General features: G+C 40.2%; 14 protein-coding genes. 13 read left to right on the top strand and 1 reads right to left on the bottom strand.

All coding sequences use genetic code 11. The features are described from left to right. Positions 1-179: 179 nt before the first annotated feature. The 8 genes from dnaA to gyrA all read left to right on the top strand — a co-directional run bounded on the left by dnaA (position 180) and on the right by gyrA (position 9358). Complete coding sequence (gene dnaA, locus JT739_RS04350; protein WP_237659875.1) at positions 180-1541, top strand: chromosomal replication initiator protein DnaA; 1362 nt, start codon at positions 180-182, stop codon at positions 1539-1541. A gap of 259 nt (positions 1542-1800) precedes the next feature. Then, a complete protein-coding gene (dnaN, locus tag JT739_RS04345) occupies positions 1801-2943 on the top strand; it encodes a DNA polymerase III subunit beta (RefSeq protein ID WP_237659874.1) in 1143 nt (380 codons plus the stop codon). Continuing rightward, positions 2940-3152 (top strand): RNA-binding S4 domain-containing protein, encoded by a 213-nt coding sequence (locus JT739_RS04340; protein WP_237659873.1) that lies wholly within the window; start codon positions 2940-2942, stop codon positions 3150-3152. Before dnaN ends, JT739_RS04340 begins: the two co-directional genes overlap by 4 nt. Before the next feature lie 5 nt (positions 3153-3157). Next, positions 3158-4252, top strand: a complete 1095-nt coding sequence (gene recF, locus JT739_RS04335) for a DNA replication/repair protein RecF (RefSeq protein ID WP_237659872.1) — start codon at positions 3158-3160, stop codon at positions 4250-4252. 6 nt (positions 4253-4258) lie between these two features. Beyond that, positions 4259-4750 carry a DUF721 domain-containing protein gene (locus tag JT739_RS04330; protein ID WP_237659871.1) on the top strand — a complete coding sequence of 164 codons (492 nt, stop codon included), beginning with the start codon at positions 4259-4261 and terminating at the stop codon, positions 4748-4750. Then, a complete protein-coding gene (remB, locus tag JT739_RS04325; RefSeq protein ID WP_237659870.1) occupies positions 4728-4994 on the top strand; it encodes an extracellular matrix regulator RemB in 267 nt (88 codons plus the stop codon). The genes JT739_RS04330 and remB overlap by 23 nt, the downstream gene beginning before the upstream one ends. A gap of 21 nt (positions 4995-5015) precedes the next feature. Next, complete coding sequence (gyrB, locus tag JT739_RS04320; RefSeq protein ID WP_255688336.1) at positions 5016-6923, top strand: DNA topoisomerase (ATP-hydrolyzing) subunit B; 1908 nt, start codon at positions 5016-5018, stop codon at positions 6921-6923. Positions 6924-6934: 11 nt separating this feature from the next. After that, the gene (gyrA, locus tag JT739_RS04315; protein ID WP_237659869.1) at positions 6935-9358 is read left to right on the top strand and encodes a DNA gyrase subunit A; all 2424 of its coding nucleotides are present in this window, start codon (positions 6935-6937) and stop codon (positions 9356-9358) included. Here the strand turns inward: gyrA and JT739_RS04310 are convergent. Continuing rightward, positions 9355-9591 carry a hypothetical protein gene (locus JT739_RS04310; RefSeq protein WP_237659868.1) on the bottom strand — a complete coding sequence of 79 codons (237 nt, stop codon included), beginning with the start codon at positions 9589-9591 and terminating at the stop codon, positions 9355-9357. The two genes, gyrA and JT739_RS04310, sit on opposite strands and share 4 nt — an antisense overlap. A 391-nt stretch (positions 9592-9982) precedes the next feature. On the opposite strand from JT739_RS04310, the gene JT739_RS04305 reads away from it, so the two are divergent. The 5 genes from JT739_RS04305 to JT739_RS04285 all read left to right on the top strand — a co-directional run bounded on the left by JT739_RS04305 (position 9983) and on the right by JT739_RS04285 (position 14428). Then, positions 9983-11419 carry an aminotransferase class I/II-fold pyridoxal phosphate-dependent enzyme gene (locus JT739_RS04305; protein ID WP_237659867.1) on the top strand — a complete coding sequence of 479 codons (1437 nt, stop codon included), beginning with the start codon at positions 9983-9985 and terminating at the stop codon, positions 11417-11419. 212 nt (positions 11420-11631) lie between these two features. Then, complete coding sequence (tmk, locus tag JT739_RS04300; protein WP_237659866.1) at positions 11632-12255, top strand: dTMP kinase; 624 nt, start codon at positions 11632-11634, stop codon at positions 12253-12255. Positions 12256-12370: 115 nt separating this feature from the next. Next, on the top strand, positions 12371-12805 hold the full coding sequence (locus JT739_RS04295) for a YaaR family protein (RefSeq protein ID WP_237659865.1): 435 nt from the start codon (positions 12371-12373) through the stop codon (positions 12803-12805). 9 nt (positions 12806-12814) lie between these two features. After that, positions 12815-13621 (top strand): ATP-binding protein, encoded by an 807-nt coding sequence (locus tag JT739_RS04290; RefSeq protein WP_237659864.1) that lies wholly within the window; start codon positions 12815-12817, stop codon positions 13619-13621. Beyond that, the gene (locus JT739_RS04285) at positions 13622-14428 is read left to right on the top strand and encodes a stage 0 sporulation family protein (RefSeq protein ID WP_237659863.1); all 807 of its coding nucleotides are present in this window, start codon (positions 13622-13624) and stop codon (positions 14426-14428) included. The last annotated feature ends 36 nt before the right edge of the window (positions 14429-14464 follow it).

Below are 14464 nucleotides of genomic sequence, written 5' to 3'. Positions count from 1 at the left end.
CAAAATTCATGATTGAGAAACCCAACATCATTCGGGTTTCCAAAAAATGTGTCGCATTTAATATTGCAATTTAAGGCTTAAAAAATAATGTAATTTTTCTTTTATTGAAGGAAACCATTTATTCTGATATTATTTAATTGGCCTAATATATTTTTTTCGCACTGCGGGGAGGTTTTTTTATGTCACTAGACCCTTTACAACTTTGGCAACACGTCCTAAAAATTCTAAGCAATGAACTAAACAACGACATGTCCTTTAACACATTTTTAAAGCCGGCAAGACTTGTGTCAATAGTAGAGGACACTGCTATAGTAGAAGTGCCCAATGACTTTATAAAGTCTGTCATACAAAAGCGCTATCTCAATCTGATCAAAGATATATTAAGTTCGGTATTAAAGAAAAATATCAACTTATGTATTCAAATTAATCCACAAGGATTTGATAGTCAATCTGTCCCTGCTGATACAGTTACGCTGGAAGATGAACCTGAAGTCAAATCGGCCTTAAAGGACTTTACACCTTCATTAAACCAAAAATACACCTTTGACACTTTTGTTGTAGGCAACAGCAATCGCTTCGCTCACGCAGCATCATTAGCTGTAGCCCAATCGCCGGCAAAAGCTTACAACCCCTTTTTCATATACGGCGGCGTAGGCCTCGGCAAAACTCATCTAATGCATGCCATAGGTCATTACATACTTGAACAAAATCCATCCTGTAAAGTTATGTACATATCTTCTGAAAGATTTACAAATGAACTCATCAACTCTATTAGAGATGACAAAAATGTGGAATTTCGAAACAAATACAGGACAATTGATGTCTTGCTAATAGACGATATTCAGTTTATTGCCGGAAAGGAACGGACCCAGGAAGAATTCTTCCACACTTTCAATGCACTGCACGATGCCAACAAACAGATAGTTATTTCCAGCGACCGTCCGCCTAAAGAAATTCCTACACTTGAAGAACGGCTAAGGTCACGCTTTGAATGGGGCCTCATCACTGACATTCAACCACCGGATTTTGAAACGCGCATCGCTATACTGCAAAAAAAAGCCATGATGGAAAATCTAGTAGTGCCAAGCGATGTTATAAACTTTATTGCTACAAAAATAGAAACAAATATCAGAGAACTTGAAGGTGCCCTTATTCGCATAGTTGCCTATTCTTCACTTACCAACAGCCCTATTGACTTACCGCTTGCTGAACACGTCTTAAAAGACATTTTGGCTGATGAAAAACCCAAACAAGTAACAGCACAGCAAATTGTTGAAGAAGTTGGAACATACTTTTCCATTAAGCCGGAGGATTTTAAATCTAAAAAGCGAACCAAAGATTTGGCCTTTGCTCGTCAAATTGCCATGTACCTTTGCTGTGAACTTACTGATCTTTCACTTCCAAAAATTGGAGATGAATTTGGGGGTAGAGATCACACTACTGTAATACATGCCAGAGATAAAATTGCCAACGACATTGACAATGATGCCCAATTATCTGCCTTAATAGACAATCTAAAGAAAAAAATTCTCTATGGTTGATAAACTGTGGAAATCCTTTGGACAACCTGTTAAAGAAAAGTGGACAATTTTCGACTGTTAATAATTTTTGTTAGTAATGTGAACAAAGTTATACCCATTTTCAACAGTTTATCCACAACAAAAATGCGTAAAATCTACTTATGCACATAGTTTATCCACATATTCACACAAACTACTACTATTACTACTAATTTAATATCCTATTCGGGGCAGTAGATTTTTATGCATAACAAAAAAAAATTTTTTTTGGAGGTTTTTTATGAGGTTTTCAATCAGCAAGAATCAGCTTATTACAGGTATTTCAACTGTAGAGAAGTTTGTACCTTCAAAAAGCACCGTATCGATTTTAACGGGTATCAAATTTGCAGCGGATACCGACTCACTACGCCTTAGTGCCACAGATTTGGAAATGGGAATTGAGTATAATGTTAAAAGCGAATCAGGGGAACTTAGCATCCAAGAAGAAGGAAGTTTCGTAATCAGCTCAAAGATTTTATCGGAAATATCTAGAAGGATGCCAGGTGATATGGTAGAATTTGCAAGTAAAGAAAATACTGTATTTATAACTTCCGGTGATTTCAATTTGAAACTGCCCTGCTTCGACGCTGAAGATTTTCCTGATATTTCCAAAATAGACCTTTCGGAAACAATTGTACTAAAACAGCGGCTATTTAAAGAAATGATTAAACAGACTATTTTCGCAAGAGCAGATGAGACAACATCAAGGCCTCAGCTTACAGGAATTTTAATAGATTACAAAAACCATGTTTTAAACATGGTGGCACTGGATGGCTTTAGAGTAGCCTGGAGGTACGAAGAACAGCTCCCAGAGGAAGCTAATAACCCTAATGACTTTAGAGTTATTGTGCCTTCAAGTACAATGCTTGAAATTTCCCGGATTTTTAAAGACGATGAGGATGCCGACTTTAAACTGTATGCAGCTTCAAACAGAGTGGAGTTTAAAACGGAAAACGTGCTTATTTCTTCAAGGGTTTTAGAGGGAGATTTTATCGATTATGCAAAGGTCATGAATGTAGAACCGGACACTATTGTAAAAGTTGACACAAGTGACTTTCAGTCAGCGGTGGAAAGAGCAAATATTATTGCAAGGGAAGGCAACAGAAACAATTTGGTAATTTTTAATATATCCGACGATTTCATTGAGGTTAAGGCTGACACAGAATTAGGCAGCATTTCGGATAAGGTTTTCTGTGATGTAGAAGGTGAAAAACTTACTATTGCTTTTAATGCCAGCTTTTTCATAGATGCACTAAGGACTATAGCTTTGCCCAAAATACAGCTTAATTTTTCCGGCAGCACAGGACCTTGCATAATTACACCTGAAGGCGTTGACAATCATAAAAACTTTATATTACCGGTAAAGCTAGGTGATAATTATTGAAAGAGGTCTTTATAAACACTGAGTCGATTAATCTAGACCAGTTTTTAAAATGGGCCGGTTTGGCCTCTACGGGAGGCGAAGCTAAAGTGGCAATTACCCAGGGCAGGGTAAAGGTTAACGGTGAAGTTGAGACAAGAAGATCCAGAAAGCTAAAAGCAAGCGATGTGGTTGAATATGAGGGCAATTGCATAACCGTTGCCCGGAGGTAAAATTTATGTATCTTGCCAATTTAAGACTTTATGATTTTCGAAATTTTCCAGAGCTGGATGTGACATTTGAAAATGGAATAAATGTTTTCTACGGTGATAATGCACAGGGTAAGACTAACCTTTTAGAGGCCATTTATTTTCTATCCACACTGCGACTGGCCAGAGCCTTTAGGGAACAGGAACTTGTCCGACATGAAAAGCCTTTGGCCTTTGTAAAGGGAATGTTCAGCACAGCGGCAGGACCAGTTAGCCGCCAGGTTACTGTGTATCGTGACAGAAAGAAAACCGTGCAAGAAGGAGAAACGGTAAAGACCAAATGGTCAGAACTTTCTCCTAGCATATGTGCCATTTATTTTTCACCGGATGATATGGATATTATCAAAGGTCAGCCATCAGACCGCCGAAGGTTTATAGATAATATTGTCTATCAGGTGAGGCCTGCATTTTATAAATTTTTACAGCAGTACCAGAGGGTGCTTTTACAGAGAAATATGCTTTTAAAAGCTGTAAAATCAAAGCCAAATCTTGCCAGGACCTTAGATTCGTGGGATGAGCAATTGTCGGAATTTGGGGCACAGCTGATGCGTGTGCGGTTAAAGGTCTTAAAGCAAATATCGGCAATGGCAGAAAATTATTTTAGCGATTTTACCAATTACAAACAAAGTTTAAAGATAAATTACAAGAGCGAAATTGATATAAGTAACCCGATGGCGATTAAAGAGGACTTCAAAAAAAAGCTTGCAGCATGCCGTGAAAAGGACGTGCAAAGAGGCTATACTACAGTAGGTCCTCATCGGGATGACATAGATTTTCTTATTGAAGGGAAACTCGCAAAATACTATGGTTCCCAAGGACAGCAAAGACTTATAGTTTTGTGTCTAAAATTTGCTCAGCGGAATCTACTGTATAATGAAAGAGGCGAGTATCCAATTTTGCTCCTGGATGATGTAATGTCAGAGCTGGATATACATCGCCGACAGCTTATTTTTGAGCAGCAGAATCATCAGGTATTTATTACCACTACTGATTTAAAACTATTGCCCGAATACATATCCAAGAGAAGTTCTTTATACTGTGTTGAGGCCGGCGCATTGAGGTGATAAAAAGTGGAAAATATAGGAACAATATTACTAAGCTCTTTTAGAAAAAACTATCTTGAGAATAAACTAAATGAAGCTAAGATTTTTGTAGAATACGAAACGATAGTGGGAGAAAAAATTGCAGAGATTTCAAAGCCCACCTTTATGCAAAACGGCACACTTTTCATTGGCGTCGCAAATCACATATGGATGCATCAACTCTATATGCTTAAGCTAGAACTGCTGGAAAAGATCAACTCCCATTTGACTAATGCTTTAGTAAAAGACATCAAGTTTCAAATATGTGATATAAAGCAAGTAAAAAAGTCAAAACATGAATTTGATGCAAAAAAAGATATAAACTACGAAATTCCTGAAAAAACTATGAAATTAATATATAATATATGCCAAGATATTGCTGATGAGGAGTTAAGAAATATGTATAAAGATTTTTTGATAAAAGATGCAAAGTATAAAATGAAAAGAGGGAACGTACTTGTTCATACACATAGGCGGTGATAAAGTAGTTTTGACAAAAGATGTTATAATGATTCTTGACAAAAGTGCACTGGATGCAAAAGATACTTCGGATTTTATACAGGTGGCACAAGAAGAGGGATTTATTTCTGAAGACGATATATTACTTAACAAGAATTGTAATGATAAAAAAAGTGCTGTCATACTAGATAAAAAAATACTGTACTCACCTATATCGTCTGTTACTCTTGCAAAGAGGGCAAATTTTATTAAAAACCTCAAATAGGTTTTGGTGGAGGTTATAGGTTTGGAAAAGAAGAATGTTTATGATGAAAATGAAATAGAGGTTCTAGAGGGCGTTGAACATGTCAGACTTCGTCCCGGTATGTATATAGGTTCTACTGACAGCCGCGGTTTACACCACTTGGTGTACGAAGTGGTGGACAACAGCATAGATGAAGCCATGGCCGGATATTGCAAGAATATTGAAGTTATCATTAACAAAGATAATTCTGTTACTGTAATAGATGATGGACGAGGCATACCCGTAAAAACCCATCCCAAAGTAGGCAAATCCGCTATGGAAGTGGCACTTACTATGCTGCACGCCGGCGGCAAATTTCACGGAAATGGATATAAAGTGTCAGGAGGTCTTCACGGGGTCGGAGTGGCGGTGGTCAATGCCCTGTCCCGTTGGATGGAAGTTGAAGTCAAGCGAGATGGCGGTTTGTTTTATCAAAAGTACGAGCGTGGCAAGCCTGTAACCGATGTCATAAGAAAAGGCGATGCTGCAGATACGGGTACTAAAATCACCTTTAAACCCGATGATGAAATTTTTGAAGATGTAACTTTTTCGGCAGATATTTTAACAAAGCGGCTAAGGGAACAGGCTTTCTTAAATAGGGGGATACACATAACGTTACTTGATGAGAGAACCCAGGAGCGCAGCGTATTTCACTATGAAGGCGGAATTGTTTCATTTGTTGAGTATCTCAACCGAAACAATGATGTGCTCCATGAAAAGCCCATATATATGAGCGGCTCTAAAGATGATATGGAAGTTGAAGTTGCAATTCAGTACAATGACACGTATATTGAGAAGGTCTTTACATTTGCCAACAACATCAATACCCAGGAAGGCGGCACACATCTTGTAGGATTTCGCACTGCTCTTACCCGCACTTTCAATGACTATATTAGGAAGATGAATCTTTTAAAAGATAGCGATCCAAATCTAACTGGGGAAGACGTTAGAGAAGGGCTTACTGCAGTAATCAGTGTGAGACTCAGGAATCCTCAGTTTGAAGGCCAAACAAAGACTAAACTTGGCAACAGCGAAATGCGCGGTTTAGTGGATTCAATAGTAGGTGAAGGCCTTGCCCGCTTTTTAGAGGAAAATCCCAACATTGCACGCACTATAGCGGAAAAGGCTATCAGTGCATCAAGGGCCAGGGAAGCGGCCCGCAAAGCTCGCGAACTTACCCGTCGCAAGAGTGTCTTAGAGCGAACTACGCTGCCTGGTAAACTTGCCGACTGTAGGGAAAAAGACCCGAGGCTTTGTGAGCTGTTCCTGGTAGAGGGAGATTCGGCCGGTGGTTCTGCAAAACAAGGCCGAGATCCCAGAATACAGGCTATACTTCCCCTTCGCGGTAAAATATTAAACGTGGAAAAGACTAGACTTGATAAGATTTTAAACAGTGAAGAGATCCGGGCCATTATCACGGCTATTGGCACCGGAATCGGTGAAGAGTTTGACATAAAAAAACTCAGGTACCATAAGATAATCCTCATGGCCGATGCCGATGTGGACGGAGCCCATATACGCACACTGTTGCTTACATTTTTTTACAGATACATGCAGCCACTCATTGAAGAAGGCAAGGTGTATATAGCACAGCCGCCCCTTTATCGTATACTGGTCGGTAAAAAGAATTACTATGCTTTTGATGATCAAGAACTTTCGAAAATTATGCAGGAACTAGGTGACAGCCGTGACAAAGCTGAAGTGAAACGCTTTAAAGGTCTTGGAGAGATGGTGGCCGAGCAGCTGTGGGAAACTACTATGAATCCTGAAAAGCGCACTATATTAAAGGTGAGTTTGGAGGATGCGGAAAAAGCGGACGAGATTTTCACAATACTTATGGGAGACAAGGTAGAACCTCGGCGTGAATTTATTTTCCAGCATGCAGCAGAGGTCCAAAACCTAGATGTATAGGAGTGAGTTAAATGGCAGAAACAGCCGGGAAAATAATACCTGTTAAAATCGAGGAAGAGATGAAAAAGTCTTATATAGACTATTCCATGAGCGTCATAGTAGGACGTGCCCTGCCAGATGTGAGAGATGGCCTAAAGCCGATTCACAGAAGAATTCTGTATGCCATGAACCAGCTGTCCCTTACACCTGATAAGCCTCACAGAAAATCCGCCACTATCGTAGGTGAGGTTATGGGGCATTACCATCCCCACGGTGATGCAGCTATCTATGATGCCATGGTGCGCCTTGCTCAAGATTTTTCTACTCGCTACCTTTTAGTTGACGGCCACGGCAACTTCGGTTCTATTGATGGCGATCCGCCGGCAGCTATGCGATACACAGAAGCGCGAATGACAAGAATAGCTCTTGAAATGCTATCTGACCTAAACAAGGACACAGTAGATTTTATACCAAACTTCGATGAGTCGCAAAAGGAGCCAAGTGTTTTACCGTCCCGGTTTCCCAACCTTTTAGTTAACGGGTCTTCGGGAATTGCAGTAGGAATGGCCACAAATATACCTCCTCACAATCTCGGGGAGGTTATAGATGGCGTAGTAATGATGATTGACAATCCTGATGTTACCAGCGATGACCTGATGAAGGTAATAAAAGGGCCTGATTTTCCCACAGGTGGAATAATTAGAGGCTACAGCGGCATAAGGGATATGTACAGGACCGGGAGAGGCTCCATAGTTGTAAGGGCTAAGGCTACTATTGAAGCTATAGATTCGTCCAGGCAGCGCATTGTGGTAACTGAAATTCCGTATATGGTGAACAAGGCCAGAATGCTGGAAAAAATAGCAGAGCTGGTTCGGGATAAAAAAATAGAGGGTATATCAGATCTTAGGGATGAAAGTGATCGCAGCGGAATTCGCGTTGTCATAGATTTAAAAAGGGATGCCAATGCCCGTGTAATACTAAATCAACTTTACAAACATACTCAAATGCAAAGCACCTTTGGTGCTATTATGTTGGCCCTTGTAGATAATAAGCCTCAGGTTTTGAATCTGAGGGATTTGATTTACTATTACCTGGAGCATCAGAAAAATGTTATCGTTAGAAGGACCAAGTTTGATTTGGCTAAAGCCGAAGAGAGAATACATATTTTAGAAGGTTTAAAAATAGCTCTCGACAACATTGACGAAGTAATAGCTATAATTAGGCGTTCCAAGGATGATGCAACTGCCCGAGATGCTCTGATGAAGACTTTCGGCCTTTCCGAAAAACAGGCGCAAGTAATACTTGACATGAGGCTTAAACGGCTTACAGCTTTGGAACGTGAGAAGATTGAAGAAGAGTATGAAGAATTGCTAAAGAAAGTTGAGTATTACAAAAAAGTGCTGTCAGATGAAAAATTGGTGCTTTCAATTATCAAAGATGAGATACTTCAGATAAAAGCGAAGTTCAATGATGAGCGCAGAACTCAAATAACTCACGATGAAGACGATTTGGATATAGAGGATTTGATAGCTGAGGAAGAAGTGGTAATAACCAAGACATATTTGGGTTACGTAAAGCGAATGCCTTTATCAACTTATCGAAGTCAAAGGCGGGGTGGCCGAGGTGTAACAGGTGCTACCACAGTTGATGAAGACTTTGTGGAGCACATATTTGTAGGCACTACCCATCATGTTGTCATGTTTTTCACAAACCAGGGCAATGTGTATAAGCTAAAGGCCTATGAAATACCGGAGGCTAGCCGTACTGCCAGAGGGACGGCTATTGTAAATCTCATTCCATTAAAGCCCGGCGAAAGAGTCAATGCCATGATAACTATTGAGAACTTTGATGAAGCTCGCTATTTGATTTTTGTCACCAAAAACGGCATTGTAAAGAAGACTTTGCTTTCAGAATATAACAGCACCAGAAAGACTGGCCTTATAGCCATATCCTTAAGAGAAGATGACGAATTGATAAGCGTCAGGTTAGTAAACAGCAACGATGAAATAATCCTAGGCACAAGCCAAGGCATGAGCATAAGGTTCTCGGTAAATGACGTCAGCGCTGTCGGTCGCACTGCCTGTGGTGTAAAAGGCATCAGCCTCCGCTCCGGTGACAGTGTAGTATCAATGGATGTGGTCCGCCAGGGCGAAGATGTGCTGGTGGTTACTGAACAAGGTTTCGGCAAACGGACCCATGAAAAGGAATTTAGACTCCAGAGCCGGGGCGGCAAAGGAGTAATACTTCAAAAAATCACCGAAAAGACAGGGCCTGTGGCAGGCCTCAGAGTCGTCGGCGAACATGATGAAATCATGCTGTGCACCGCATCGGGTATCATGATCCGCATGCTGGCTTCTGATATATCAAAGATGAGCCGCAACACCAGAGGCGTAACTTTAATTAAATTAGAAGAAAATGACAAAATAACGTCTATGGCAGTCGTTACTGAAAATTAGACCGGAATTTGATTTATGACTATGCGGCTGTCATAGCCGCAATCAGGACAAGCAAACAAGTGTATACATTGATGCTTTGGCTCGCCCATAGAGACTAAATCCCTGTCAAGATACGGATTATAGGGTTCAAAAAAATCTTCAACCCGGCCGTAATCCTCCATTTTACTTCCGCACCGGGGACAGTTTTCGTTGACGTTGATTAGTGCGTTACAAAGTGGGCATTCAAAATCCATGATTTTCACCTCATGATTAGGATGCCTACCTTCTTGCGATTTTATGTTAAACTAAAACATCATAAGCAAAGCAGTTAGATAATGTCGTTCATTCAGTGTAAATTTTCTATGGTTCTAGGACTCGATTTTGAAAAATCCTAAATTTTTAAGCTCAAATTTACTTTGATACCTTACAATTTTAATGAGGTAAAAGATCTTAAAAGCGATGTTATTCAAATTTGTTGCACCGCGTAAAAATTTTTAACGGATTTTTCAAAATCTCGTCAAGAACCATGACGAAAATTTACAATTCACTCACTGACATTATCTAACTGCTTAATTTAGAGAAAACACAAGATTTGCCATCATTTTATTGATATTAAAAAACAAGGTATAGGGAGCGCAAAGAATTTTGAAAGAATTAGACATGCCCCTCATTGAGGCCCTAAAAAAATATGGTTTAAAAGATTCTACAAGGTTTCACATGCCAGGCCACAAAGGAAAAAAGTCGGTACATATCATAGAGGAACTGGAGGCCAATCTTTTTAACTGGGATGTGACGGAAATTCCGGGCCTTGATGATTTACATGAGCCTTCTGGTCCCATAAAATGGGCTCAGGAAAAACTTGCGAGGCTCTATGGTGCAGATAGTTCCTTTTTTTTAGTAAATGGCGCAAGCTCAGGCGTCATTGCCATGATAGGTGCTTGTGCCCAGCCTTCCGATGAAATTTTAATTTCCCGGGCAAGTCATAAATCGGTGCTTTCGGCTTTGATTTTAACTGGAGCAAAACCAGTTTATGTTATGCCTGAAAAGGATGAAAATTTAGGTGTTTACACGCAGGTGACACCAGAAGCTGTGGCGAATGCACTTTCCCAAAGCCCTAAAGTTAAAGCTGTGTTTTTGACAAATCCCACGTATGAAGGCTTTTGTCCCGATTTAGAGTCAATTTCTGAAATCGTCCACAGCCAAAACAAGGTCCTGCTAGTTGACGAAGCGCAAGGGCCTCACTTTGCATTTAACCCGTCCCTTCCAAGAAGCGCAGGAGGGTTTGCCGACAGTTGGGTTCAAAGCCCTCACAAGATGATGACTTCACTTACCCAAAGTGCCTGGCTCCATGTAAAAGGCGAAAGAATTGACAAAAGGCGCTTGAAATCTTTCTTGAAATTCGTAACAACTACCAGTCCCTCGTACATATTGATGGCATCGCTAGACATGGCAAGGAGCATAATGGAAGCTGAAGGGCGGGCTTTAACTGCCAGGGCTTTGGAGCTTGCTGATATGGCAAGGAGCAATATAAACAAATTTACTGCATTTTATGCAGTTGGGCGAGAAGTTCAGGGGAAAAAGGGCATATATGATATTGATCTGTCCCGATTGATGGTCAACGTTTCAGCAGCCGGGTACACCGGATATGAAGTGGAAAAACTGCTTAGAGAAAAGTTTAACATTTATGCAGAATATGCGGACTTATACAATGTTTATTTTTTAATAACATTTTCAAATACCGAGAGCGATATTGATAGGCTAGTAAAAGCACTAGCCACTTTTAAAACAAAAGGTAAGATTTCAAACTCCATAATTTGGCCTGATAAAATGCCTAACGCAGCCATAGAACCGAGATGCGCCTTTTATACTCCCGGGGAATACTTGCCTTTAGAAAAGTCAATGGGACGGATAGTAAAAGATGCATTGGTGCCGTATCCTCCGGGGATTCCACTGCTCATGCCTGGGGAAGTTATAGAACGGGAGCACATCGAAATATTAGACCGACTCTTAAAATCCGGAGGCCGCTGCCACGGAGTGACAGATGAGGGTTTTCTACAAGTGATTATAGAAACTATTATATAACTGGAAATGAGTATAAACGTGACAGCCGGTAAATGCTTTATCGTATAGTAGATGATGCAGTAGCTTTAAGTAGCAAAGGTTTTATTAAATGACTTAGAATAAGCAGTTGATAATGGGGTTCGTTCAGAGTAAATAAAAATCCGTTGCCACTTTAAGCCGCCATCATCTTACTACTTGTTTATTGGAAAAAACTTATAAAAGAGGAGTTTTCCATGAAAGGAAAGTTTATAACCATTGAAGGGCCTGATGGAGCGGGGAAGACCACCCAAGTTAGAAAAATCAGCGATTATCTTAAATCAAAAGGTTTTAATGTGCTTGTTACCCGGGAGCCGGGTGGCACAGCTTTAGGAGAAAAGCTTAGAGAAGTGCTGCTTACTTCTGAAGGTGAAAGCCCAGTGCCTGAGGCGGAAGCCCTTATTTATGCAGCCTCGCGTGCTCAACTTGTAAAAAAGGTTATAGAACCCGCGCTAGATGATGGCTTTATAATTTTATGCGACAGATTTGTAGATTCCAGCCTGGCCTATCAAGGATGGGCACGAGGCTTGGGTATAGAAAAGCTGGCTGATATAAACGGGTGGTTTTTAAAAGGTGTCTGGCCTGATTTGACAATTGTGCTGGATATAGACCCTGCCCAGTCCTTAAAGCGCATTTCTGGCAAAAAAGACCGACTGGAAAGTGAAGCCTTGGAGTTTCATAGAAAGGTAAGAGAGGGCTTTTTGAAGCTGTCGGAAATATATCCTGATCGCATAAAAGTGGTGGATGCTTCTCAAAGCCCCCATGAGATATTTAAAACAATATTGTTTGAGCTTAAAAAATCAGGTATAATAACCTTATAATCTATATGAATATTTCAACAATGATAACCACTTTCTGTTAGTTTTTTCGGAACCGGCCTAAGTAGTAATGAGAAGTGCCATTATTTTATATAGATATAGAAAGGTTTGTAAAGCTATGAGAGTAAATCTGTCAACGAACTATCACCTAAAAAGTGACATAAAAACGCATCATGAAAAGGGACAGCCTGGCTTTGATGAGCAACTTAGAGCTGCCGAAAGCACCAAATTAAAACAAACAATTGATATGGAGCTGGATACCATATCAGAGATAGGCAAAAGGCTCGTCAAAACCATGTCTCTTTCAGATTTTAAGGAATTTAAGCAAAGGATAGCAGGTTTTTTAAAAATGTGCATTTCTCAAGGCTTCTCTTTTAGGGAAGAAAGGCTCGGTGCTCGCTTTGGCCGTACCAAAATACTGTCTATTGTCAAAACCGTAAATCAAAAACTAGTTGACTTAGGTAAAGAACTGCTTTCAAAAAATCAAGATTCCCTTAAAGTTTTGGCACTGGTAGATGAAATTCGCGGATTGCTTTTAGATTTATACGCTTGAGGTGGTACATTGAATAATATATCCCATGCATATATTTTTTTAGGCGCGGAAGACGAAACTACAAAAGAAGCTTTAAAACTTGCCCAAATCGCAAATTGCAAAAATAGCCAGATGTCCCCGTGCGGATTTTGTAACTCCTGCAGAAAGATCCAGAATGATGTGCATCCAGATGTAGTCCATGTCTATCCGGAAGGTGCTTCCATAAAAATAGAGCAGGTAAGACAATTGATTTTGGATTTAGCGGAAAAACCGGTTGAAGGCAACAAAAAGCTTTATATACTCCATCAAGCTCACACCATGACACCTCAGGCTCAAAATGCGCTACTTAAAACCCTGGAAGAGCCCCTTACAGAAAGCATTATCGTACTGCTTTCCAGCAATCTGAAGCAGCTGATTCCTACTGTCATTTCAAGGTGCCAGATACGGGATTTCTCTCAAGAAGTAAAACCCTTGATTTCCATAAATACTAGACAGAGTATTGCAAATTTACTGCTTCACATAGTGCACAGCAAAAAAATTAGTGAACTTGGTGCCCTAGTAACGCAACTTTCAGAAACTGATGAGAAGGCCGAGGAGATACTGGAGTTTATTATTTCATTGTATAGAGATGTATTGGTTGCAAAAACTAATAGCAGCGTAGCCTTTATAAACGGTGATTTAGAATCTATAATTTATAAATTTGCTGCGCAGCTTACTCTAAATGCCATACTTTTGTCTATAGAAGTTGCAAGTGAGCAGCTTAAAGCCACAAAATCCAGAGGAAACCAGAACTTGATTTGGTATAATTTGCTTATGGGCCTCGAGGAGGTAGTTTGATTGATAACAGTAGTCGGAGTAAGATTTAAAAAAGCAGGAAAAGTATATTACTTTAATCCCGGTGCTTTAGACCTTAACGTAGGTGACAAGGTCATAGTGGAAACCAGCAGAGGCGTTGAATACGGTGAAGTGGTTATAGGCCCAAAGGATGTAAAAGAAGAAGATATTATCACACCTCTTAAAGATGTGATGAGAAAAGCTACACCGGAAGATGAAGCCATCGTTAAGGAAAACCGCCAAAAGGCGTTAGAAGCAGAAGAAATAGCCATCAAAAAAATAGAAAAACACCAGTTAAATATGAAACTGATAGATGTGGAATACACTTTTGACAGGAGCAAGCTCATCTTTTACTTTACTGCAGACGGCAGGGTTGATTTTCGGGAGCTGGTAAAAGACCTGGCGGCGGTATTTCGAACCAGAATAGAACTTCGCCAGATCGGAGTAAGGGATGAAGCCAAGATGGTAGGGGGCATCGGGCCTTGCGGCCGGTGCATATGTTGCTGCACATTTCTGGGGGATTTTGACCCAGTATCCATAAAAATGGCAAAACAGCAAAACCTGTCATTGAATCCCACAAAAATTTCAGGCCTTTGCGGCAGATTGATGTGCTGCTTAAGATTTGAAAGCGAATCATACGAAGACAGCACCGTAAAATATCCGGATGTAGGCGATAAAGTAATAACACCCGCCGGTGAAGGAACTGTAGTTGGAGTATACAAACCACAGGAGACCATCAGAGTTCAGCTTGATGAAAATAAATCCATATTAGAATTTCCCGTGGAAGAAGTGGATATTGTAGAAGTCTGATTCTTGACGAAATGGAATAAAATCGTATATTATTTA

It is taken from the genome of Tepidanaerobacter sp. GT38 (assembly GCF_021991635.1).
GTDB lineage: Bacteria > Bacillota > Thermosediminibacteria > Thermosediminibacterales > Tepidanaerobacteraceae > DTU063.
The sequence above is the reverse complement of the archived record's forward strand: the minus strand, read 5'-3'. Positions and strand labels throughout refer to the sequence as shown.